Here is a 21,334-nt window from a genome sequence, read left to right as displayed (position 1 = left end):
GCGGATTTGTCCAAATAATCCGTATCTTTGTCAGAAAGAGGTCCCGGACCGGAGGCGCACCCTGCGCGCCCGGGGCCGACCCCGACGGAATCCGAAGGTCGGATCCGCCCCAGAAACCTAAACAAAACTGAAAGAGATGTTCATTCCCTGTGTAATCGGTTACGGACAACTGCTGATCATCGTGCTGGTCGTTCTGCTGCTCTTCGGCGGGCGCAAGATTCCCGAGTTGATGCGCGGTCTGGGCCGCGGCGTCAAGGAGTTCAAGGATGCCGTCAACAAGGACTACTCCGCCGAAGAGAATCAGGCCAACCGCAAAAACGATTCGTCGGGCAAGGAGTCCGAGAAGTAGCCGCCGTCCCGCGACCGGTCCCGGATTCTCGTGCTCCGTCAACCCCGCACCGGTCCCGGGCCCCCCGCACACCGTCAGCCCGGCCGGCCCCGGATCCCCGCACAGCGTCAGCCCCGTCACGCGGTCCGTTGCACGCCACGTTCCGCTGCTTCGCCGGGCAGTCCGTTCCGCCGCTCCGACCCGCCGGCCTCACCCGTCGATGTCTGAACTCCGCTGTCAAACGCCATCCGCCGCATGAAACACCCCGAACCCGACTCCTCGGAGATGACCTTCTTCGAGCACCTCGACGCCCTGCGCCCCCATCTGGTACGCGGGGCGCTGGCCATCGTCCTCATCGGCATCGCAGCATTCCTCTGCAAGGGCTTCATCATCGACACCGTCCTCTTCGGACCCCGGCAGGCCGACTTCCCCACCAACCGGCTGCTCTCGTGGATCGGCGTCGAATGGGCCCACCTGGCCGAATGGCTCAATGCCACGCTCGGAACCTCGTTCGACACATCGGTCGCCTCGTTCGAAATTGCTTCGGACCGCTTCCAGGTGATCAACACCTCGCTGGCCGGACAGTTCAATCTCCACATGAAGATCTCGCTCGTCGCGGGCATCGCCCTGGCCATGCCCTACGTGCTGTGGGAGTTCTGGCAGTTCGTACGGCCGGCCCTCACCCCGCGCGAGATTGCCGGCACACGCTGGTTCGTCACCGCCGTCTCGGGGTGCTTCTTCACGGGGCTGCTCTTCGGATACTTCATCATGGTACCGCTGTCGATCAACTTCTTCGCCAACTACCAGGTCAGCCCCGAGATTACCAACATGATCGACATCGGCGACTACCTCTCGACGGTCATTGTCGTCTCGATGGCCTGCGCCTTCATGTTCGAACTGCCGCTGCTGATCTACTTCCTCTCGCGCATGGGGATCGTCTCGGCAGCCTTTTTGAAGCGCTACCGCCGCCACGCCTTCGTCATTCTGCTCGTCATCTCGGCCATCATCACCCCGCCCGACATCTTCAGCCTGGTGCTGGTGATCATCCCCCTCTACGGGCTCTACGAACTGAGCATCCGCCTGGCCGAGCGCATCGAGCGCAAGCACCCCTGCCAGAGCAGGCCCGACGACGAGGATTGAGGTTCAATCCCGCGGGACCGGACTCCCGAAGATGGAAAATTCAAGGTTCCGGGACGCGGAATCGCAAAATTTGCCTATCTTTGCAGGAGCACCGCGCCGGAGTCCCTTTCCGCACGGTCTGCAGAGGAGACAATCACCAAAAAACGATACGAAATTATGGAATTCGAAGGAACCGTCTACAAAATACTGCCGGTCACGAAGGGCACTTCGGCCCGCGGTGAATGGCAGCGTCAGGATGTGGTTTTTGAGATGAACGAGGGATCGTTCACCCGCAAGATCTGCGTCACGTTCTTCAACAAGCCCGACGATGTGGCCCGGCTGAAGGAGGGTGCCGCCTATACCGTCTCGGTCAACATCGAGTCGCGCGAATACAACGGCCGCTGGTACACCGACGTGCGTGCCTGGCGCATCCAGCCCAAGCAGCAGGAGCCGGCCGCCGCAGCACCGATGCCCGACATGCCTCCCATCGTCGAGGAACCCTCCTACGCCTCGACTCCCTCCCAGGAGGTCGACGACCTCCCCTTCTGAGTCCGAGGGGCCGCTGAGAAAGAGGGGCCGCAGTGTGAGGGAAAGGGCCCGCTGGCTGAGAGAGAAGTCGCAGAAAAAGGATGAGAAGGGCCGCTGGCTGAGAGAGGGGCCGCAGAAAAAGAGGGCTGCAGAGAGAGGAACTTGCTGAGAAGGACCTCTGAAAGAAGGCGGTACCCTGACGTCAGAAGCCCAAACGGAACGCCAAACAAAAAATCCCGGAATGCCGCAAGCATTCCGGGATTTTTTATCGCTGATGTGAAACCTTATTTGGCAGGCTCAACGGCGGGAGCTGCAGCCGTCGAATCGGCCGGAGCCGGCTCCTCGTAGGGAGTTACGTCGATCAACTCGACCTCGAACTCAAGCGCCTCGTTGGGACCGATGTCACGACCGGCGCCACGCTGTCCATAGGCCAGATCGGAGGGGATCCAGAGCGTGATCTTGCCACCCTTGCCCACAAGCTGCAGGCCCTCGGTCCAACCCGGAATCACGCGATTGAGCGGGAACTCCACGGGCTCGTCCTTGTCATAGCTGTCCGGACGCTGCTTCTTGAGAATCTCCTGCTGCTCCTTGGGACGGTTGGCGAACTTCGACGTATCGAAGACCTTGCCCTCACGCGTGCGGCCCGTGTAGTGCACCTTCACCACGTCGCGCGGATCCTTGGCCATCATCGTCGTATCGCCCATCTCGGTCACCTTGTAGAGCAGACCCGATTCGGTCTTCTTCACGCCCGACTTCTTCTCGATCTTCTCCAGCCAGGTCTTCGAAGCTTCGGCATTCTCGGCCGGACGCTTTACCATGAAGTAGTACTGCAGGTACTGGTTCACGGCATCCTCATCCATCTTGGCGTTCTTGTCGCGGACGTTCTGCATGGCCTCGCAGATCCATACCACCTGAACCGGCATACCGCTGTTGGCGATGTTGTAGCCGATGTCGTTACCGAAGGCGTAGGAGAGCTGTGTACGCTCCTCCTCCGACTCGAACATCTCGGGATCGGCGGCCGGATACTCGACCTTGGTCGAATCGCCGCCGGCCAGACGTACGCTGTCGGCCTCGGCACGCTTCTTGGCAATGGCGCGGGCGCGCTCGCCGCGCTTCGACATGAAGTATTCGCGCAGCATGTCAAGCGACTCGTCGTGCGGCTGCGAGGCCTTGTCCAGAGCCCCCTCGCGGATACCCTTGTCGACAGCCTTGAAATCGAACGGAATGTCCTTCATCTCATAGTTGATGCCGTAGCCGATGTTCGCACCCAGGGCGTACGACAGCGAATCGAACTTCGACAGGCTGCCCATCTCGACTCCGGTCTTGTTGCCCCCGCAGGAGGCAAGCATCGCCGCACCTGCAAGCGCTGCGGCAAAAAAGACTCTTTTCATGGTTGTTTTTGAATATGTATGTTGAATGTTTGCTTTTTTTCGCACGCGCAAAGATAGTAAAATATTGGATAATGACCGATTTTTCTTCGCGCAAATTATCGACGGCGGAACCGATCGGCATACTTGTCCAGATCGAGCAGCTCGATCTGATAGCAGAGCGTCGTGTTGGGACCGATTCCGAGCGTCTTGTCACCGTCGGCGCCGTAGGTGACCGACGAGGGCATCCAGGCATTGATGCGGCCGCCCACGCCGATCAGTTTCAGACTCTCCTGCACGCCGCGGTTCAGGTCGCGCAGCGTCGAACGCACCGTATCGCCGCGTTCGTACGAGGAGAGGATCTCCCGTCCGTCGGCCGTGCGGATCACCCAGCGCAGCGCCACGCTGTCGCGGTCCGACACGGGGATCCGGTTCTGGTCGCCGACCTCCTCGACCGTATAGGTCACGCCCGACGAGGTGCGTGCATACGAACGGTTCGATTTGGCAATATCCTCGAGGAACCGTTCCTCGTAGGCCCGGGCCTTCTCCGGGAGGGCGTAGTTCACGTAGCTCAGATAAAAGGTCTCGGCCTCGGAGGTTGTCAGGACGGGCCGCCCGGCGAAGATATCCCGGATGCCCGCACACACCGCCTCGACGTTGAGCGTCGAGTCCATGCGCTGCAGATTCAGCCCCACGTTCATGCCGATGACGTAGGCCACCGAGTCCACGTCGTTGCGGAGTTTCACACCCCCGCCGCCCGACTTTTTCGAGCACGAGCCCCCCAGCAGGGCCACCGCCGGGAGGATCCAAAGCAGGTTTTTCATCGTTTTATGCATTGTTTTGTAGCTTTTTCGTTTTTCGCGAGAAGAGCAGGATCAGCACGCTTCCGGCAACGGCCGCGGCGACCGATCCCATCAGGATCGAGATCTTGCCCCGGTCGACGAGTGCCTGATCGTCGAAGGCCAGCGAATCGACGAAGAGCGACATCGTGAAGCCGATACCGCCCAGACAGGCCACGGCCAGCAGCATCCGCCACGAGGTTCCCTCGGGCAGTTCGGCCAGTCCCGCACGCACGGCGCCCCAGCTGGCCAGAAAGATTCCGAGCGGTTTGCCGACCAGCAGTCCGAAAAAGATGCCCATGCCGACGGCCCCCGTTTCGGCCGAACGGTGGAAGATATCGAAATAGGCTGCCGAGGAGATCTCCACCCCGGCGTTGGCCAGCGCGAAGACCGGCATGATGAGGAAGGCCACATAGGGGGCCAGGGCGTGCTCCAGGCGGTAGCTCATCCCCACCGACTGACTCGTAAGGTTGTGGATGCGCCGCAGATAGAAACGCTGCTCCTCGTTGGGGAAATCCTCGTGCGTGGCGGCCCGCACCACCCGGGCGTTGAGCCACTTCATCTTGTGGGCGAAATACTCCCGGCTGTAACGCGGCTGCATGGGGATCAGCAACGCCATGGCCACCCCCGAGATGGTCGAGTGCACGCCCGAATAGTAGAACAGCCCCCAGACCACGACGGCCGGAAGCAGATAGGCGAACATGCGCTTTTCGCCCATTCGGTTCATCACGTAGACCCCGGCCATGATCAGCAGGGCCAGCACCAGACACGTCAACTCGACGTGCCCGCCGTAGAAGAGGGCAATGACCAGCACGGCCCCCAGATCGTCGGCCACGGCCAGTGCCGTGAGGAAGATCTTGAGCGACGCCGGGACGCGGTCGCCCAGCATCGAGAGCACCCCGACGGCAAAGGCGATGTCGGTGGCCGTGGGGATTCCCCAGCCGTTGACGGCCTCCGTACCGTGGTTGAACGCCAGAAAGATGAGCGCCGGAGCGAGCATGCCGCCCGCCGCGGCCAGCACCGGGAGGATGGCCCGACGCACCGAGGAGAGCTGTCCGCAGACCACCTCGCGCTTGATCTCCAGCCCCACGGCGAAGAAGAAGATGACCATCAGACCGTCGTTGACGAACTTCTCGACGGTCATGCCCCGCGGGAACAACCAGTTGATCACGCCGTCGGGCGAACGCACCAGCAGCGAGAGATCCGTCTCCAGCAGATGGTGGTAGTAGATCTTCGTGGCCGGGAGGTTGGCCAGCAGCATGGCTGCGACCACGCAGACGAGCAGCACGGCGCCGCCCGCCCAGGGAGCCTCGAGAAAGAGTTGTCCGCGCAGGCTCATCAGGTGTCGCCGGCGGACCCAGCGGAACTTCGAAAAGAGTCTCATCGTTTCAGCAAAGGCAGGTCTATTCGTTGGACTTGAGTGTCAGCGAGCAGAGTTTCCACAAGATGCGTGCCCCGGTGATGGCGTCGATGCGCCCCTCGGGGGCCGGGCAGACCTCCACCACGTCGAAGCCGATGATCCGCCGCCCCGACTCGACCAGCGTATGGAGCAGCCAGACGGCCTCGTTGAAGCTCAACCCGCCGCAGACGGGCGTCCCGGTATGGGGACAGTTATCGAAGCTCAGACCGTCGATATCGAAGCTCACGTAGACCTCCCGGGGCAGTTCGGCGACGATGCGGCGGCACTGTTCGTCCCACGTCTGGCCGCGGAAACGCCCGCCGGCCAGCTCCAGGTCCTCGAACGAGACGACGCGCTCGTCGGCCTCGGCCATCGCCGCCTCCGTGGCGCTGAAGTCGCGCACGGCCACCTGCACCAGGCGCCGCACCTGCCCCACGTCGCGCAGGACGTTGTACATGATCGAGGCGTGCGAGTATTCGAACCCTTCGTAGGCTTCGCGCAGATCGCGGTGGGCGTCGACGTGCAGGATGCCGAACTCCGCGTGGCGCGCCCCCAGCGCACGGATCAGTCCGTAGGGGGTCGAGTGGTCGCCGCCAACCAGACCGACCAGCCGTCCCTGGTCGAGCCAGCGGGCGGCCTGTGCCTCGATGTTGGCATTCAGGGCGCGGCTCCCCTCGTTCACGCGGCGGATCTTGCGCACGACATAGTCGTCGTCGATCTCACCGCCCCCTTCAAGGTGGTCGATCACCCGTTCGGCATCGCTGCGCAGGCGCTGCGACTGCTCCTGGATCGTGTAGTCGATATCGGCCGTGGCAATGCCGCGGCGCCAGGCTCCGGGGGCCAGCGGTTCGTGAAAGTCGAGCTGCGTCGAGGCCTCGATGATGGCATCCGGCGCATAGGCCGTGCCGGCGCCGTAGGAGACCGTCACGTCCCACGGGGCCGAGATCAGCACCAGCGCCGAGGTTTCGGGTTCGAACGGAAGCCCGAAATAGCTCCCGGTGGCGACACCTACGCCGTCCGGATCGAAGGTTTTCTGTTCCATAATATGCGTTTGAAAGACAAAGGTACGAATTTTTGCCCAAACCGACGGAGGCGGGCGGCAAAAATCCCGCACAAAACCGCCATTTTGACCGTCGTGTACACTCTGTCGACTATTTTGCTATATTTGCGCACCCGCAGCGGGCCGCCGAGGCCCGGCCGTAAACCGTCATACGCCATGAAAGTCATTGTCGATCAAGCCATCCCCTTTCTGAAGGGCGTTCTGGAACCCTTCGCCGAAGTACGCTACCGCCCCGGACGGGGGTTCACGCCCGAGGAGGTGCGCACGGCCGACGCCCTGGTGATCCGCACGCGGACACGCTGTGACAGCCGCCTGCTCGAGGGTTCGCGCGTCGGGATGATCGCCACGGCCACCATTGGATTCGACCACATCGACCTCGCGTGGTGCGCCCGCCACGGCATCGAGGTGGCCACGGCCGCCGGATGCAACGCCCGTGGCGTACTGCAGTGGGTGGGCGCCGTGCTGGCCACGCTCGCGCGCCGCGAGGGATGGCGCCCCGAGGAGCGGACACTGGGCATCGTCGGCGTGGGACACGTCGGCTCGCTGGTCAAGAGCTACGCCGAGTCGTGGGGTTTCCGCGTCGTGTGCTGCGACCCGCCGCGCGAGGAGCGCGAGCGGTGCGGCTTCCTGACGCTCGAAGAGGTGGCCCGGCAGGCCGATCTGCTCACCTTCCATACGCCGCTCGACGCCTCGACCCGCCACATGGCCGACGCCCGGCTCTTCCAGATGATGCGCCCCGGCGCCGTGGTGATCAACTCCTCGCGCGGCGAGGTGGTCGACAGCAAGGCCCTGCCGAAGAGCGGCCTACGCTGGGTGCTCGACGTCTGGGAGCACGAGCCGGCGCTCGATCCCGTGCTGCTCGACGGAGCGCTGCTCGCCACGCCCCATATCGCCGGCTACTCGATGCAGGGCAAGGCCAACGCCACGGCCATGGCCGTAGCCGCCGTGAGCCGCCACTTCCACCTGCCGCTCGAAGGGTGGTATCCGCCGCAGGTCGAACGCTCCGAGCCCCGGCCCGTCAGCTGGGAGGAGCTCTGCCGCACCATCCCGCAACACTACGACATCGAGGCCGAAAGCGCGCGTCTGAAACAACACCCCGAAACCTTCGAGGCGCTGCGCGACAACTACGCCTATCGGCGTGAGTATTTTTGACTTGGGCCGTTCAGCATAACCGTTTTTTCACTACCTTTGCCCGCGATATGTACCGCAAGCTTATAAAACCGCTGCTCTTCTCGCTCTCGATCGAGCGGGCGCACCGGATCGTGGTGCTCTTCCTGCGCATCATCGGGCTCATCCCCGGCGGACGCTGGCTGCTGCACAAGTGCTATGCCGTGGAGCACCCCTCGCTCGAACGCGAGGTCTTCGGCATCCGCTTCAAGAACCCCGTGGGGCTGGCCGCCGGCTTCGACCGCAACGGTGAAGCCTATCGCGAACTGGCCGCCATGGGCTTCGGATTCGTCGAGATCGGCACCGTCACACCGCGCTCCCAGCCGGGCAATCCGCGGCCGCGGGTCTTCCGCCTGCCCAAGGACCGCGCCATCATCAACCGCATCGGCTTGGCCAACCGCGGTCTGGAGGTCACCATCCGCCACCTGCGCCGCCCGCACGACGGCGTAATCGTGGGCTGCAACATCGGCAAAAACACCAGCACCCTCCCCGAAAACGCATCGGCCGACTACCTGAAGGTCTTCCGCAATCTCTACCAATACGTGGACTATTTCACCGTCAACGTCAGCTGCGACAACGCCTGCCGCGAAGGAACGACCCATACCCGGGAGTACATCCTGCGGATCCTCGGCCCGCTGTTCGACTTCCGCCGCGGGCAGAACCAATACCGGCCGATCATGCTCAAGGTCTCGCCCGACATGCCCGACGAGGTGGTTGACCGCGTGGCGGACATCCTGCTCGAGACGCCGCTCGACGGCATCGTCGCCACCAACGGCACCTACCGCCGCGAAGGACTGCAGACGAGCCGCGTCTCGATCGATAAGATCGGCAGCGGCCGGCTGAGCGGAGCCCCCCTGACCCGTCGGGCCGTCGAGATCGTCCGCCGCATCCACACCCGCTCGGGCGGCACCTATCCGATCATCGGCGTCGGAGGTCTGATGACCCCCGAAGATGTCCGGGCGATGCTCGATGCCGGAGCCGACCTGGTGCAGCTCTACACGGGTTATATCTACGAAGGACCGGGGCTCGTGGGTCGCATCTGCCGCCAGCTGATCGCCGACGGGCTGCAGAGCCAGACCGAGGCGGCCCGCACCGTTTCGGAGAGCTCCGCAGCCAAACCGGCCGACACCGAAGCTTCTGCCGACACCGACGGCCGGCCGCACCCCCATTCGGAACATACAGACTCCGGGCTCCCGGAGGCCACGCCCCGCACGGCCGACCCTGCCGCCGCGCAGGCGACTCCCGAAGAGTCCGGGAAACAGGCATAAAACCATGAAAGCAACGATCATTACCATCGGCGATGAGATTCTCATCGGCCAGATCGTGGATACCAATTCGGTCTCCATTGCCAAACACCTCAACTCGGCGGGCATCGTCGTGCGCGAGAAGATCTCGATCGGCGACGACCGCGAACAGATCCAGCAGTGCGTCGGCCGCGCCCTGGAGCAGTTCGAAGTGACGGTCATCACCGGCGGCCTCGGCCCCACGAAGGACGACATCACCAAAAAGACCCTGGCCGAGATGTTCCACAGCGGCATGCACTACGACCAGACGGTGGCCGACCATGTCGAGCGGATGCTCACGGCCCGCGGCATCGACTTCAACGAACTCAACCGTTCGCAGGCGCTGGTCCCCGACTGCTGCACGGTGCTCTTCAACGCCCACGGCACGGCTCCCGGCATGTGGTTCGAACGCGACAGCCACGTGGTGGTCTCGCTGCCCGGCGTGCCGTTCGAAATGGAGCACCTGATGCAGGACGAGGTGATGCCCCGTCTGAAGGCCCGCTTCTCGCTGCGGCAGATCGTCCACCGTACGATGATCACCGCCGGACTGGCCGAATCGATGCTGGCCAAACGCATCGAAAGCTGGGAGAATGCCCTGCCGCCCTACCTCAAACTGGCCTATCTGCCCAATCCGGGCGCCGTACGGCTGCGCCTGTCGGCCTACGAGGTCGAGGGTGAGAGCGTCGCCCGCGAGATCGACCGCCAGTTCGAGAAGCTGCGCCAGCTGATCCCCCACAACGTCATCGGCTTCGAAACGGCCTCGATGCAGGAGCTTGTCCACGGCATCCTCACCGAACGTCACCTGACCCTGGCCACGGCCGAAAGCTGCACGGGCGGCACCATTGCCTCGCGCTTCACGGCCCTGCCGGGCGCCTCGACCTACTTCCACTGCGGCGTGGTCTCCTACAGCAACGAGGCCAAGGTCGACGTGTTGGGCGTCCGCGCCGAGGACATCGCCCGCTACGGCGCGGTGAGTGAACAGGTGGCCCGCCAGATGGCCGAAGGAGCCCGCCGCGTAGGTCACGCCGACTACGCCGTGGCCACGACCGGTATCGCCGGCCCGACGGGCGGTTCGGCCGAGAAACCCGTCGGCACGGTCTGGATCGCCGTGGCTACCCCCACCGGCACACGGGCCGTCGTCAAGCAGTGCGGCACCGACCGCGGTCAGATCATCGACCGCGCCAGTGCTTTCGCCATCTCGCTGCTGCGCGACGCCCTCGACGGCGCGACGACCGAGCAGTAACCGCATAAACAACCGGACGGCACAGCGGCAACCCGGAGGAGAGAGGGGAAGAACCCGGCAGAACGGGAGAGAACCAGGCAGAGAGGGGCGGAGAGGAAAAGAGGACCCGGCGGGCGAAAGAAAAGCAGCCGCAGAAAAACACCGGCTAAAAAACGGCATCGCGGAAAATTACGGCCGGAAACAGGCGGCCGAACCGAAAAAAAGTCAACGCGCTTTGCGTTTTGACGAAAAGGTTGTATATTTGCAAGCCCAAAAAGGGCTTTAACAAAATTTTAGAACCATGAAAGTTTGCGAAATCACTGGCAAGGTGGCCGTTGTGGGCAACAACGTATCCCACTCCCACCACAAGACCAAACGCAAATTCAGTCCCAATCTGAAAACCAAGCGTTTCTGGTCCGAGCAGGAAGGCCGCTGGATCACCCTGAAGGTATCGGCCGCCGGCATGAAAACCATCAACAAGAAGGGGCTTGCAGTAGCCATGCGTGAGGCTGCCGCTCCCAAAAGCGTCTACTAAAATCAACTGTAACCCATGGCAAAGAAAGGCAACAGAGTGCAGGTAATTCTCGAGTGCACCGAGCAGAAAGAGAGCGGCGTTGCGGGAATGTCCCGTTACATCACCACCAAAAACAAGAAAAACACGCCCGAACGTCTCGAACGCAAAAAGTACAACCCGTTCCTCAAGCGTGTAACCTTACACCGTGAAATCAAATAGTTAGAAGAGCTCTATGGCAAAGAAAGTAGTCGCAACGCTGAAGACCGGTACAGGCAAGCAGTTCACCAAGTGCATCAAGATGGTCAAGTCCGACAAGACCGGAGCCTACATGTTCAAGGAGGGTATCATTGCCAACGACCAGGTGAAGGATTTCTTCGAAGAGAAGAAATAATCCGTATTTAAGAGTTGTTCTCTTAAATACAAAGGGCATCTCGCAAGGAGGTGCCCTTTGTGTTTGCGGGCAGAGCGGTCCAACCCAACCAGGAGAGAGGCAGGACAAGCCGGAGAGAGGGGGGGGGCAGGAGCATGGCAGCCCGCAAAGATACGGTCAGAAAAGCGGTTTGACCGTCCGGTTTGGCGGTCTCGACAAAAAGAGCTATCTTTATTCGGTTTACTTTATTGCTTATTGCACACAACGACGATGGATGTCCGGACAGTAGCATTCTACAACAGACCCTTTCCTCTGGGCGGAGCCGAAACCGTATCACGCACACTGGCCCGTTATCTCCACCAACAGGGGCTCCGGGTGATTGTTTACACCTCCCTGCTCCGGGAAGAGAAGCTCACGGAAGAGGATCGCGAAGCCCTCGAAACCAGAGTGCTCCCCGATCCCGCATGCGAAAGCCATCCGACCAACATCCGCTTCCTGCTCGAATCGCTCGACAGCGAAAAGGTCGATGTACTGATCATTCAAAACTTCAGCCAGTTCCCGCTCGAAGCGCTCTACCATCGGGTCCGAAGCCGTCTGATCTACTGTCTGCACAGCACCCCCCTGTGGGAGGTCAAGAATCTGATGAGTCTGAGAAGCCGGCAGCTGTACAATCCGACCCTGGGCCGGAGAGTGGAATTCCTCCTCCTGCGCAAACCCGTCTACCGGCTGACCGACAAGCTCCAACGGCGGTATCTGAAACTCTACGCGGAGATGAGCCGGAATACCGACCGCTTTGTCTCGCTCTGTCCGGAATATGCCCGCCAACTGTACGACGATCTCCAGAAATACGGATACAACCCCGATCCGGCACGCTTCGCCGCCATCGCCAATCCGCTTCAACCGGCCCAGGAACCGACCCGTTGCCCCAAGGAAAAGATCGTCCTGTTTGTCGGACGCCTCTCCCACAGCGACAAACGGGTGGATCGGCTGCTGAAAATCTGGCACCGGATCGAAAAATCGCTTCCCGAATGGCGGCTGATCCTCGTCGGAGACGGCCCCGAACGGGAGAATCTGCTCAAACTGGCCGCGAGACTGAAACTCCGTCGGGCGGAGTTTGTCGGTTATCGGAATGATGTCCGCCCCTACTACCGCCGGGCAACGTTCGTCTGCCTGACCTCCTCGTTCGAAGGGCTTCCCATGTCCCTGCTTGAGGGAGAGCAATACGGCGCGATTCCCGTTACGTACGACTCCTACGCCTCCGCCCGGGAGATCACCCGCAACGGCGAAGCCGGGATTCTGGTCCCTTCGTTCAGCAAGCGTCAATATGTCAAACAGTTGATGGCCGCCATGCTCGACGAGGCAGCACAGGTCCGGATGCGGGAACTCGGGTACCGACAGGTCGAAAACTACAAACTGGATATCATCGGTGCCCAATGGCTCCGACTCTTCAAGGATTTGCATTAACGAACATGAAAAAGATCGCCTTCATCATCATCCGTTACGGGAAAGAGGTGAACGGTGGGGCCGAAGCCCACTGCCGCATGCTGGCCGAACGGCTGACCCCCTACTACGATGTCGAGGTACTGACCACAACCACCCGCATATTCAACGATCCGTCCCGGGACTTTGCCGAGGGCACGTCGATCGAGAACGGAGTGCTGATCCGCCGCTTCAAGCCCCAACCGGTCGATTTCCAGCGTCATGACGAATATTACCGGCGCGGGAAAACGGCCCGCCGGATCCGGGTTCGTCTTGCCCGTCTCGGCATCCTCGGATTCCTCGGATCGCACCTTTCCGAGTGGCGCTTCGGAATCGAGGCCGAACGACGCTCGTTCGAATCCCAGCCCAACCATACTCCCCGAATGCTGGAATTCATCCGCGACCACCACGACGAGTATCAGGCCCTTCTCTTCATGAATTTCTACTTCAGCCAGACGGTTCTCGGAGCCACGATCGCCCCCGAAAAGAGCATTCTCATCCCGTTGGCTCATCCCGAAAACCCGCTCTATTACGGAATCAACGTCGGCATGTTCACCCGCGTACGCCACATCGCCTTCAACACGCCGGCCGAAGAGCGTTTGTGCCGCCGGATCTTCGGCCGGGCCATGGCTCCCGGAAGCATCGTGGGGTGTGGTATCGAGCAGGTCGAACCTGCCGACTGGGACTCCGTACGAATGCGTTACGCCCTGCCCGAGCGCTACGTTCTCTTTCTGGGACGCGTCACCCGGCAGAAGATCAACCGCATCATTCCCGAATTTCTGCGGTACAAACGCCGTTACGGCGGAGATGTCAAGCTGGTGCTGGTGGGAGGCGTCGATCCCTGTATCAAAAATCCCGACTCCGGAGAGGTCATTCTGACGGGATTCGTCGACGATGCCGAAAAGAGCGCCATTGTCCGTCACGCCTCGGTGATCATCAACCCTTCGAAACTGGAGAGTCTTTCGCTGCTGATGCTCGAGGCGATGCAGAACCGCATTCCCGTGCTGGTGAACGGACAAAGCGAGGTGATGAAGGATCACTGCAAGTTGAGCGGTGCAGCGCTGTGGTACAACAACTGGCGTGACTTCCGGCGAAAACTGCACCGCTTGCTTGAGGACGAGGAGCTGCGGCGGCAAATTGCCGAATGCGGTCCGGCCTACGTCGAGAAATACTACTCCTGGGAGGTGATCATTCCCCGGCTGCGAGCCCTGATCGAGAGTCTCTGAGAGGGACCTGAGGCGGGGACAGGTTGACGGCAGGACCTTGTAGGACAACGGCAGAAAGGCACCAAATGGCGGCTGGAAGGTGACCGAGAGGCAGCAAGGGGGGGGGCAACCCGACCGCATCACGACCGACCCGGCAAAACCGGCTCTGCAAAATCCGGCAAGAACCCGCAAAAAAAGGACGGAACGCATGACAGCGCTCCGTCCTTTTCTGTTCTTGCTGTGCATGTCGAGAGGTCGCCCCCGATTCCCGGCCGAGGTCTCTTCTGCGCAGCCGTGTATCCGTCCCGGGGCCGCCTCAGAAACGGTGCACAGCCCGCACGAGGAACTTGTTGTATTTCGGAATCTCCACCACGTACGGAGGTTCGATGCTCATGTGCGAGGTGTAGGCGTTCTTCTCATCCATCTCGGTCGACGAGAAGTAGTAGACCATCCGGTCCATACGTTTTCCGCCGGCATCCTTCAGGGCTTCGTTGAACTTGTTGCGGGCCTGACGGTCGTTGTGCAGACGCGAACCGCCGTTGTAGTTGTGGCCGATCGTCAGCAGTTCGTCAATCGAGGGGAGATACCACCCCTCGCCCTTGTCGCGACACCACTTGAAGGCCGGGAAATCCTCCCACGAAAGGTTGTTCTCCTCGATGTAGCGGGCCACCCGGACCATGTTCTCCGCACCGTCGGTCCGGTTGTCGGCGCCGACCAGTCGCAGATCCGGTTTGCGGAATTCGCTCCAGTGGAGGTAGATCTCGTCGAGCGAAAGAACCAGGCCGTGGCGCTTGTCATCCGAAAGCAGGCACACAACCCCCTTCACGCCGTTGTGATCATACAACTCCCCGATCTCGTACTCCTTGAGCACATACTGTCCGCCGGCCGTCTGCGTCATGAGCGGTGCGGGGACGGCCTGCGGCTCCCCGGCAGGATTTGCGGCCTCGGGGACCGCCGGTACGGCAGGAACCGCCGCTCGCGTATAATACTCCATCTCGCCGTTGGCGTAGCGGATGTAGTGGATCTCGGCCGTGGGCAGGAGGTAGGTCGGCCCCTCGGGATTGGAAAAGCGTTTGTAGCGGACACTCTCGGGCGAAATCTCGATCACCCGGGCCTCGATCTTCGTCGAGTCGATCTTCACGATCAGGTCCTGAGCAGAGGCTGCGAAAGCCCCGAAAAAGGCTGCCAGAAGCAGCAGTGCGATTCTTTTCATCTTCTCTGGTACGGGTTGTGCAGCAAAGATAACGCTTTTCCAAACATTCTTCGTATCTTTGTCGCAAATATGAACGCGTAAAAATTCCGCACATGGCATTTTTCGATATTTTCCGCAAGAAACAGCAGGAGGCGCCCGCCTCCGAGGAGCAGCTCCGGAAGCAGCAGCAGGAGTTGGACGCCGGACTGGAGAAGACCAAGAGCGGTCTCTTCTCGAAGCTGGCGCGCGCCGTGGCCGGACGCTCGACGGTCGATGCCGACGTGCTCGACGACCTGGAGGAGGTGCTCATCACCTCGGACGTCGGCGTGGAGACCACCGTGAAGATCATCCGCCGCATCGAGGAGCGCGTCGCCCGCGACAAGTACATGAACACCTCCGAACTGCAGCGCATCCTGCGCGAGGAGATCACCGCGCTGCTTGAGGAGGCCCACGGCTCGGACACGCACTTCGGGCTCGACGCCCGCGAGGGCGAACCCTACGTGGTAATGGTTGTCGGGGTGAACGGCGCCGGCAAGACCACGACCATCGGCAAACTGGCCGCACAGCTCGTCAAGGCCGGGCGCAAGGTCTGGATCGGGGCGGCCGACACGTTCCGTGCCGCGGCCATCGACCAGTTGCAGGTCTGGGCCGACCGCGCCGGTGCCACGATGATTCACCAGCAGATGGGCTCCGACCCCGCGTCGGTGGCCTACGACACGCTCACCTCGGCCAAGGCCAACGGCGCCGACGTGGTGCTGATCGACACGGCCGGGCGTCTGCACAACAAGATCAACCTGATGAACGAGCTGACGAAGATCCGCAACGTCATGGGCAAGGTGATCCCCGGCGCCCCGCACGAGGTGATGCTCGTGCTGGACGGCTCGACCGGACAGAACGCCTTCGAACAGGCGCGGCAGTTCACCCAGGCCACGCAGGTCACCTCGCTGGCCATCACCAAGCTCGACGGCACGGCCAAGGGCGGCGTGGTGATCGGCATCAGCGACCAGTTCCACATCCCGGTGCGCTACATCGGCATCGGCGAGGGGATCGACCAGCTGCGCATCTTCGACCGCCGGGAGTTTGTCAACGCATTGTTCGGCCATGAAAAAGATTAACGTCATCACGCTCGGCTGCTCGAAGAACACCGTCGACAGCGAGCACCTCATGGCGCGGTTGGCCGCCGCGGGCTACGAGGTTCTTTTCGACAGCGACCGCACGGATGCCAAGGTGGTCGTGATCAACACGTGCGGCTTCATCGGCGACGCCAAGCAGGAGTCCATCGAGATGATCCTCCGCGCCGCCGAGGCCAAGAAGGCCGGACGCATCGAGCACCTCTTCGTCATCGGATGCCTCTCGGAGCGCTACGCCGACGAACTGCGCCGCGAGATTCCCGAAGTGGACGAATACTTCGGGGCCCGCACGTGGGACGGCATCGTCCGCGCACTGGGGGCCTCGGAGGATCCCGAGCTGGTGACCGAACGCCACCTCACCACGCCGAAACATTACGCCTACCTGAAGATCTCCGAGGGGTGCAACTGGAAATGCGGCTACTGCGCCATTCCGCTCATCCGCGGACCACACGTTTCCGTACCGATCGAGGAGCTGGAGGAGGAGGCCCGCAAACTGGCTGCCGCAGGCGTGCGCGAACTGATCGTCATCGCGCAGGACACCACCTATTATGGACTGGACCTCTACGGCAAACGCCGCCTGGGCGAGTTGCTGCGCCGTCTGTGCCGCATCGACGGCATCGAGTGGATCCGCCTCCACTACGCCTATCCGGCGGCCTTCCCCGAGGATGTGATCGAGGTGATGGCCTCGGAGCCCAAGATCTGCAAATACCTCGACATCCCGTTCCAACACATCTCCGACGCACAACTCTCGGCCATGCTGCGCCGCCACACGAAGGCCGAGGCGCTGGAGCTGATCCACAAACTGCGTGCAGCGATCCCCGATCTGGCGCTGCGCACGACGCTGCTTGTGGGCTATCCGGGCGAAACGGAGGCCGACTTCGAGGAGCTGCTCGACTTCGTGCGCGAGGTGCGCTTCGAGCGGCTCGGCGTCTTCGCCTATTCCGAGGAGGAGGGGACCTGGTCGGCCGAGAAGCTCCGCAACGACGTCCCCGAGGAGGTCAAGCAGCAGCGCGTCGAGCGCATCATGGCGCTGCAGAACGAAATCTCGCTCGAGAACAACCGCCGCCGCGTGGGACGCGAGGAGCGGGTGCTGATCGACTCGCGCCAAGGCGACTGGTATGTGGGCCGCACGCAGTACGATTCGCCCGAGGTCGACCAGGAGATCCACATCCCGGCCGGAGAGAAACGGCTGCTCAAAGGCCACTTCTACCGCGTGCGGATCGACGCGGCCGAGGACTACGATCTCTACGCTTCGCCCATCGGCAAATAAAATAATTTGTGTTTTATCCTTTTTTTGCTTACCTTTGAAAAAGCAAAACGGACTCATACCGACACCGATGGCCGATAAAAGTGTGATAACGAACATCGAAGCCCGTGTCAGGCAGTTGATCGACGACCACAAAAGGCTCTCCGAACGCTGCAGCGAGCTGACCGCCCAACGCGATGCCCTGCGCATCGAGAAGCGTTCGCTCGAGGAGCGGATCCGGATTCTGGATGCCGAGGTAGCCAGAATGCAGCTTGCCGAAGGTCTTGCCGGCGGAGGTCCGAATCGCGAAAAGGCGAGGGCACGTGTCAACAGACTGATGCGGGAGGTTGACAAATGCATCGCACTGCTGGGCCAATCCGCCGCACTCCCCGATGCCTCATCGGCCAAAAACGGGAAGTAGAGCGTAACCCGAGACGAAACGAATATAAAAAAAACAGAAAATGGCAAAACAGGCGATAACCCTCAAGATAGCCGGCAAAAGCTACCCTTTCAACATCGAAAGCGGGAAAGAGGAGGCCTATCGTCTGGCCGAAAGAGAGGTAAACTCCTATGTCGCGCTGATCAAGCAGCAGAACATCAAGGGTTGGGGTGAGCAGGATTACCTGGCCATGGCCGCCCTGAAGTTCGCCATCGCAAACGTCAGCATCCGACAGAGCCGCGAACTCGACAACGAGGATCTCAAACACCTCGAGAAGATCAGTTCCGACATCGACACCTACCTCAACACCCTCTGACCGGAGGGGGGGGCCTCCAGGGGGGGGGCTAACGGAGCAACGGGGCAACAAAAGAGCAACGGGGCAACGGAGAAGGAGGGAGAAGACGGAGAAGACGGAGAAGGAGGGAAGGTCGTAAGGACGCTCTGAAGGAATGGTCGTAAGGACGCTCTGAGGGGAAGGACGAACAGGAGGAAAAAGAAAGACGAAGAGAGGAGACAGACGAGACGAAAAATTACCGGAGGAATCCGGCCGAAAGGGTTGATCCGAAACGGAGGGCCCGAAAGCCGGAAACCCGAACCGATAGCAAAAAGAGGGGCCGCAGGCGGCATACGAACCGCGCCCAACCTCGACAACGTTCTTTTTACATATCAGAATCTACCCGCATAGATTCCTTAAAGCTTTGCGAAACTGAACACTTTTTATATTGGGGCAACTCCCGATGCTTCAAAATCAGGCCTTACTACCCGCATTGGGGAGTGCGTTACGGCGCACCGTTGGAAGATTGCGATACTCGGAGCCCCCACACATGACCTATCTTGCAGATTCGTCAAACGAGACTAAGGAAGCTATGCGGTTTTTTTTTGAATTTACTAACTAACACCTATTTATAAATTAAAAACACGTAAAGACCAATGTATACCACCATTTTGGTAGCCTGCATCTCGGCAGTGGTCGCCATTGCGATTTACGCGGTGATTACGAACTTCGTCGTCAAGAACACGATCCGCAAACGCCGCGATGCCGCACTCAAGGAGGCCGAAGCCGAAGCCGAGATGATCAAGAAGGAGCGGATCCTTCAGGCCAAGGAGAAGTTCATCCAACTCAAGAGCGAATACGACCGTCAGGTAAACGAGCGCAACCAGAAACTCAACCAGAGCGAACAGCGCGCCAAGCAGCTCGAGCAGAACCTCCAGAACAAGGAACGCGACCTGGAGAACAAGCTCCGCGACAACGATCGTCTCAAGGAGCAGATGCAGAACCAGTTGCAGATCCTCGAGCACAAGAAGGAGGAGATCGACCAGGTGCGCCGCGAACAGAACGTCCGCCTCGAACAGATCTCCGGCATGAGCACCGAGGAGGCCAAGAACATCCTCATGGAGAACATGAAGGCCGAGGCCAAGACCGAAGCCGCCGCCTATATCAACGAGACGATCGAAGAGGCCAAGATGACCGCCACGAAGGAGGCCAAACGCATCATCGTCGCCTCGATCCAGCGCGTGGCCACCGAAACCGCCATCGAGAATGCCGTCACGGTATTCAACATCGAGAGCGACGAGGTCAAGGGCCGCATCATCGGCCGTGAGGGCCGCAACATCCGTGCCCTGGAGGCCGCCACCGGCATCGAGATCATCGTCGACGACACCCCCGAGGCCATCATCCTCTCGGGATTCGACCCCGTGCGTCGCGAAATCGCCCGTCTGGCACTCCACCAGCTCGTCACCGACGGCCGCATCCACCCGGCCCGCATCGAAGAGGTCGTAGCCAAGGTCAAGAAACAGATCGAGGAGGAGATCGTCGAGGTCGGCAAACGCACGGCCATCGACCTGGGTATCCACGGTCTGCACCCCGAGATGATCCGTCTGATCGGCAAGATGAAATACCGTTCGTCCTACGGCCAGAACCTGTTGCAGCACGCCCGTGAGACGGCCAACCTGGCCGGTATCATGGCTTCCGAACTGGGTCTGAACCCCAAGATCGCCCGCCGTGCCGGTCTGCTGCACGATATCGGCAAGGTGCCCGACGACGAGCCCGAACTGCCGCACGCAATCATCGGCATGAAGCTCGCCGAGAAATACAAGGAGCGCCCCGAAGTCTGCAACGCCATCGGCGCCCACCACGACGAGGTGGAGATGACCTCGCTCATCGCCCCGATCATCCAGGCCTGCGATGCCATCTCGGGAGCCCGTCCGGGAGCCCGCCGCGAGGTAGTCGAGAGTTACATCAAGCGTCTGAAGGAGATGGAGGATATCGCACTGTCGTACCCCGGCGTCGTGAAGACCTACGCCATCCAGGCCGGACGCGAACTGCGTGTAATCGTCGGAGCCGACAAACTCTCCGACCAGGAATCGGAGGGACTCTCGCACGATATCGCCAAGAAGATCCAGGACGAGATGACCTACCCGGGCCAGGTGAAGATCACCGTCATCCGCGAAACCCGCGCCGTCGCCTACGCCAAATAGGCGCCGGCCGGACGTCGGCGCCCCTGGGAAAGAGGCATCGACGAAAAAAGCTGAAGAGGCAAGAGGGGGGGGGTAGGAGAGAAAACTCCTTCCCGGGAAAAATCCTCCGGAGTCTCCGGAGGATTTTTTTCATAAAAAAGATACCTGCAGTATGAAAAGCCCAAAGACCGATACCATCACGCCGTCTCTCAAAAGTTATGTCGAGGAGCAAATCATTCCCCGTTACCGGACGTTCGACCGGGCACATAACCTCGACCACGTACGCGCGGTGATCGACCGCAGCCTGACGCTGGCCGCCGACTGCGAGGTCAACGCCGAAATGGTCTACACGATCGCCGCCTACCACGATACGGGACTCGTCAACGGCCGCGAGCACCACCACCTCGACGCGGGGCGCATTCTCGAAGCCGACCCGGAACTGCGCCGCTGGTTCCCGGAAGAAGAGATCCGCACGATGCGCGAAGCCGTTGAGGACCACCGCGCCTCATCGGATCACGCCCCGCGTTCGATCTACGGACGCATCGTTGCCGAGGCCGACCGACAGATCGACCCCGAGACGGTCCTCCGCCGCACGATCCAGTACAGCCTGGCCCACTACCCGGAGCTCGACCGCGAGGGGCACTTTGCACGCTGTACCGAACATCTGCGGGGAAAATATGCCGAAGGGGGCTACCTGCGGCTGTGGATCGTCCCCTCGGAGAATGCCCGACGTCTTGACGAGCTGCGACGGATCATCAACGACGCGCAGCTGCTGCGCGACCGTTTCGACCACCTGTTCGACATCGAGATCCGAACACCCGGATTATAACCGAACAGCCGCATTTCGGACCGGCAGTCCCCGGCAGACTCCGACAAAAGACCTCCCGGATGAATCCGCTTCAAACAGAAAGCCCACGGACGCGGGCAGGGAGAGCGACTCCGACAGGAGAGGGTCCGCACAGACCGCCGTCCAAAGACCCGACCACGCAA

The 21,334-nt window shown here is 61.3% G+C and carries 22 protein-coding genes; 17 read left to right on the top strand and 5 right to left on the bottom strand.

The window, feature by feature from the left end; all coding sequences use genetic code 11:
- The first annotated feature begins 136 nt into the window (after window positions 1-136).
- The 3 genes from tatA (at window position 137) to PUQ42_RS03370 (ending at window position 1,996) form a co-directional block, all read left to right on the top strand.
- Window positions 137-349, top strand: coding sequence for a twin-arginine translocase TatA/TatE family subunit (gene tatA, locus PUQ42_RS03380; protein ID WP_087405147.1), 213 nt, complete (start codon window positions 137-139; stop codon window positions 347-349).
- Between the two features lie 234 nt (window positions 350-583).
- Window positions 584-1,468 carry a twin-arginine translocase subunit TatC gene (gene tatC, locus PUQ42_RS03375; protein WP_273370990.1) on the top strand — a complete coding sequence of 295 codons (885 nt, stop codon included), beginning with the start codon at window positions 584-586 and terminating at the stop codon, window positions 1,466-1,468.
- 156 nt (window positions 1,469-1,624) lie between these two features.
- Window positions 1,625-1,996 carry a DUF3127 domain-containing protein gene (locus tag PUQ42_RS03370; RefSeq protein ID WP_273370988.1) on the top strand — a complete coding sequence of 124 codons (372 nt, stop codon included), beginning with the start codon at window positions 1,625-1,627 and terminating at the stop codon, window positions 1,994-1,996.
- A gap of 263 nt (window positions 1,997-2,259) precedes the next feature.
- Here PUQ42_RS03370 and PUQ42_RS03365 read toward each other — a convergent pair whose 3' ends face one another.
- From PUQ42_RS03365 to PUQ42_RS03350, 4 genes are all read right to left on the bottom strand, one after another.
- Window positions 2,260-3,366 carry an FKBP-type peptidyl-prolyl cis-trans isomerase gene (locus PUQ42_RS03365; RefSeq protein WP_122120317.1) on the bottom strand — a complete coding sequence of 369 codons (1,107 nt, stop codon included), beginning with the start codon at window positions 3,364-3,366 and terminating at the stop codon, window positions 2,260-2,262.
- Between the two features lie 95 nt (window positions 3,367-3,461).
- Window positions 3,462-4,166 (bottom strand): FKBP-type peptidyl-prolyl cis-trans isomerase N-terminal domain-containing protein, encoded by a 705-nt coding sequence (locus tag PUQ42_RS03360; RefSeq protein ID WP_087405145.1) that lies wholly within the window; start codon window positions 4,164-4,166, stop codon window positions 3,462-3,464.
- Between the two features lie 4 nt (window positions 4,167-4,170).
- Complete coding sequence (gene nhaA, locus PUQ42_RS03355) at window positions 4,171-5,565, bottom strand: Na+/H+ antiporter NhaA (RefSeq protein ID WP_087309919.1); 1,395 nt, start codon at window positions 5,563-5,565, stop codon at window positions 4,171-4,173.
- A gap of 19 nt (window positions 5,566-5,584) precedes the next feature.
- Complete coding sequence (locus PUQ42_RS03350) at window positions 5,585-6,622, bottom strand: agmatinase family protein (protein WP_122120315.1); 1,038 nt, start codon at window positions 6,620-6,622, stop codon at window positions 5,585-5,587.
- A gap of 174 nt (window positions 6,623-6,796) precedes the next feature.
- On the opposite strand from PUQ42_RS03350, the gene PUQ42_RS03345 reads away from it, so the two are divergent.
- The 8 genes from PUQ42_RS03345 to PUQ42_RS03310 all read left to right on the top strand — a co-directional run bounded on the left by PUQ42_RS03345 (window position 6,797) and on the right by PUQ42_RS03310 (window position 13,901).
- The gene (locus tag PUQ42_RS03345) at window positions 6,797-7,792 is read left to right on the top strand and encodes a 4-phosphoerythronate dehydrogenase (protein ID WP_273370982.1); all 996 of its coding nucleotides are present in this window, start codon (window positions 6,797-6,799) and stop codon (window positions 7,790-7,792) included.
- Window positions 7,793-7,839: 47 nt separating this feature from the next.
- Window positions 7,840-9,075 (top strand): quinone-dependent dihydroorotate dehydrogenase, encoded by a 1,236-nt coding sequence (locus PUQ42_RS03340; protein ID WP_273370980.1) that lies wholly within the window; start codon window positions 7,840-7,842, stop codon window positions 9,073-9,075.
- 4 nt (window positions 9,076-9,079) lie between these two features.
- Complete coding sequence (locus PUQ42_RS03335; protein ID WP_273370977.1) at window positions 9,080-10,333, top strand: competence/damage-inducible protein A; 1,254 nt, start codon at window positions 9,080-9,082, stop codon at window positions 10,331-10,333.
- Between the two features lie 280 nt (window positions 10,334-10,613).
- Window positions 10,614-10,847, top strand: a complete 234-nt coding sequence (gene rpmB, locus PUQ42_RS03330; protein WP_087309909.1) for a 50S ribosomal protein L28 — start codon at window positions 10,614-10,616, stop codon at window positions 10,845-10,847.
- Window positions 10,848-10,862: 15 nt separating this feature from the next.
- Entirely contained in the window at window positions 10,863-11,045 is a 183-nt protein-coding gene (rpmG, locus tag PUQ42_RS03325) for a 50S ribosomal protein L33 (RefSeq protein ID WP_087309907.1), read from the top strand.
- Window positions 11,046-11,058: 13 nt separating this feature from the next.
- The gene (locus PUQ42_RS03320; protein WP_087309905.1) at window positions 11,059-11,217 is read left to right on the top strand and encodes a DUF4295 domain-containing protein; all 159 of its coding nucleotides are present in this window, start codon (window positions 11,059-11,061) and stop codon (window positions 11,215-11,217) included.
- Window positions 11,218-11,466: 249 nt separating this feature from the next.
- Window positions 11,467-12,660, top strand: coding sequence for a glycosyltransferase (locus PUQ42_RS03315; RefSeq protein ID WP_273370972.1), 1,194 nt, complete (start codon window positions 11,467-11,469; stop codon window positions 12,658-12,660).
- Window positions 12,661-12,665: 5 nt separating this feature from the next.
- A complete protein-coding gene (locus PUQ42_RS03310) occupies window positions 12,666-13,901 on the top strand; it encodes a glycosyltransferase family 4 protein (RefSeq protein ID WP_273370971.1) in 1,236 nt (411 codons plus the stop codon).
- 295 nt (window positions 13,902-14,196) lie between these two features.
- On the opposite strand, the gene PUQ42_RS03305 is transcribed toward PUQ42_RS03310, so the two are convergent.
- The gene (locus tag PUQ42_RS03305) at window positions 14,197-15,093 is read right to left on the bottom strand and encodes a hypothetical protein (protein WP_273370969.1); all 897 of its coding nucleotides are present in this window, start codon (window positions 15,091-15,093) and stop codon (window positions 14,197-14,199) included.
- Window positions 15,094-15,185: 92 nt separating this feature from the next.
- Here PUQ42_RS03305 and ftsY point away from each other — a divergent pair, with 92 nt between their 5' ends.
- The 6 genes from ftsY to PUQ42_RS03275 all read left to right on the top strand — a co-directional run bounded on the left by ftsY (window position 15,186) and on the right by PUQ42_RS03275 (window position 21,173).
- Window positions 15,186-16,187 carry a signal recognition particle-docking protein FtsY gene (gene ftsY, locus PUQ42_RS03300; protein WP_087309899.1) on the top strand — a complete coding sequence of 334 codons (1,002 nt, stop codon included), beginning with the start codon at window positions 15,186-15,188 and terminating at the stop codon, window positions 16,185-16,187.
- Window positions 16,174-17,472: a 30S ribosomal protein S12 methylthiotransferase RimO gene (gene rimO, locus PUQ42_RS03295; RefSeq protein ID WP_273370967.1), complete on the top strand. Its 1,299-nt coding sequence runs from the start codon at window positions 16,174-16,176 to the stop codon at window positions 17,470-17,472. Before ftsY ends, rimO begins: the two co-directional genes overlap by 14 nt.
- A gap of 67 nt (window positions 17,473-17,539) precedes the next feature.
- Complete coding sequence (locus PUQ42_RS03290) at window positions 17,540-17,869, top strand: hypothetical protein (RefSeq protein WP_273370965.1); 330 nt, start codon at window positions 17,540-17,542, stop codon at window positions 17,867-17,869.
- Window positions 17,870-17,909: 40 nt separating this feature from the next.
- Window positions 17,910-18,203 carry a cell division protein ZapA gene (locus tag PUQ42_RS03285; RefSeq protein WP_087309893.1) on the top strand — a complete coding sequence of 98 codons (294 nt, stop codon included), beginning with the start codon at window positions 17,910-17,912 and terminating at the stop codon, window positions 18,201-18,203.
- A 614-nt stretch (window positions 18,204-18,817) separates the two neighbouring features.
- Entirely contained in the window at window positions 18,818-20,365 is a 1,548-nt protein-coding gene (gene rny, locus PUQ42_RS03280) for a ribonuclease Y (protein ID WP_087309891.1), read from the top strand.
- Window positions 20,366-20,516: 151 nt separating this feature from the next.
- On the top strand, window positions 20,517-21,173 hold the full coding sequence (locus PUQ42_RS03275; RefSeq protein WP_273370960.1) for an HD domain-containing protein: 657 nt from the start codon (window positions 20,517-20,519) through the stop codon (window positions 21,171-21,173).
- The last annotated feature ends 161 nt before the right edge of the window (window positions 21,174-21,334 follow it).

It is taken from the genome of Alistipes megaguti (assembly GCF_944320325.1).
GTDB classification, from domain to species: domain Bacteria; phylum Bacteroidota; class Bacteroidia; order Bacteroidales; family Rikenellaceae; genus Alistipes; species Alistipes megaguti.
The sequence above is the reverse complement of the archived record's forward strand: the minus strand, read 5'-3'. Positions and strand labels throughout refer to the sequence as shown.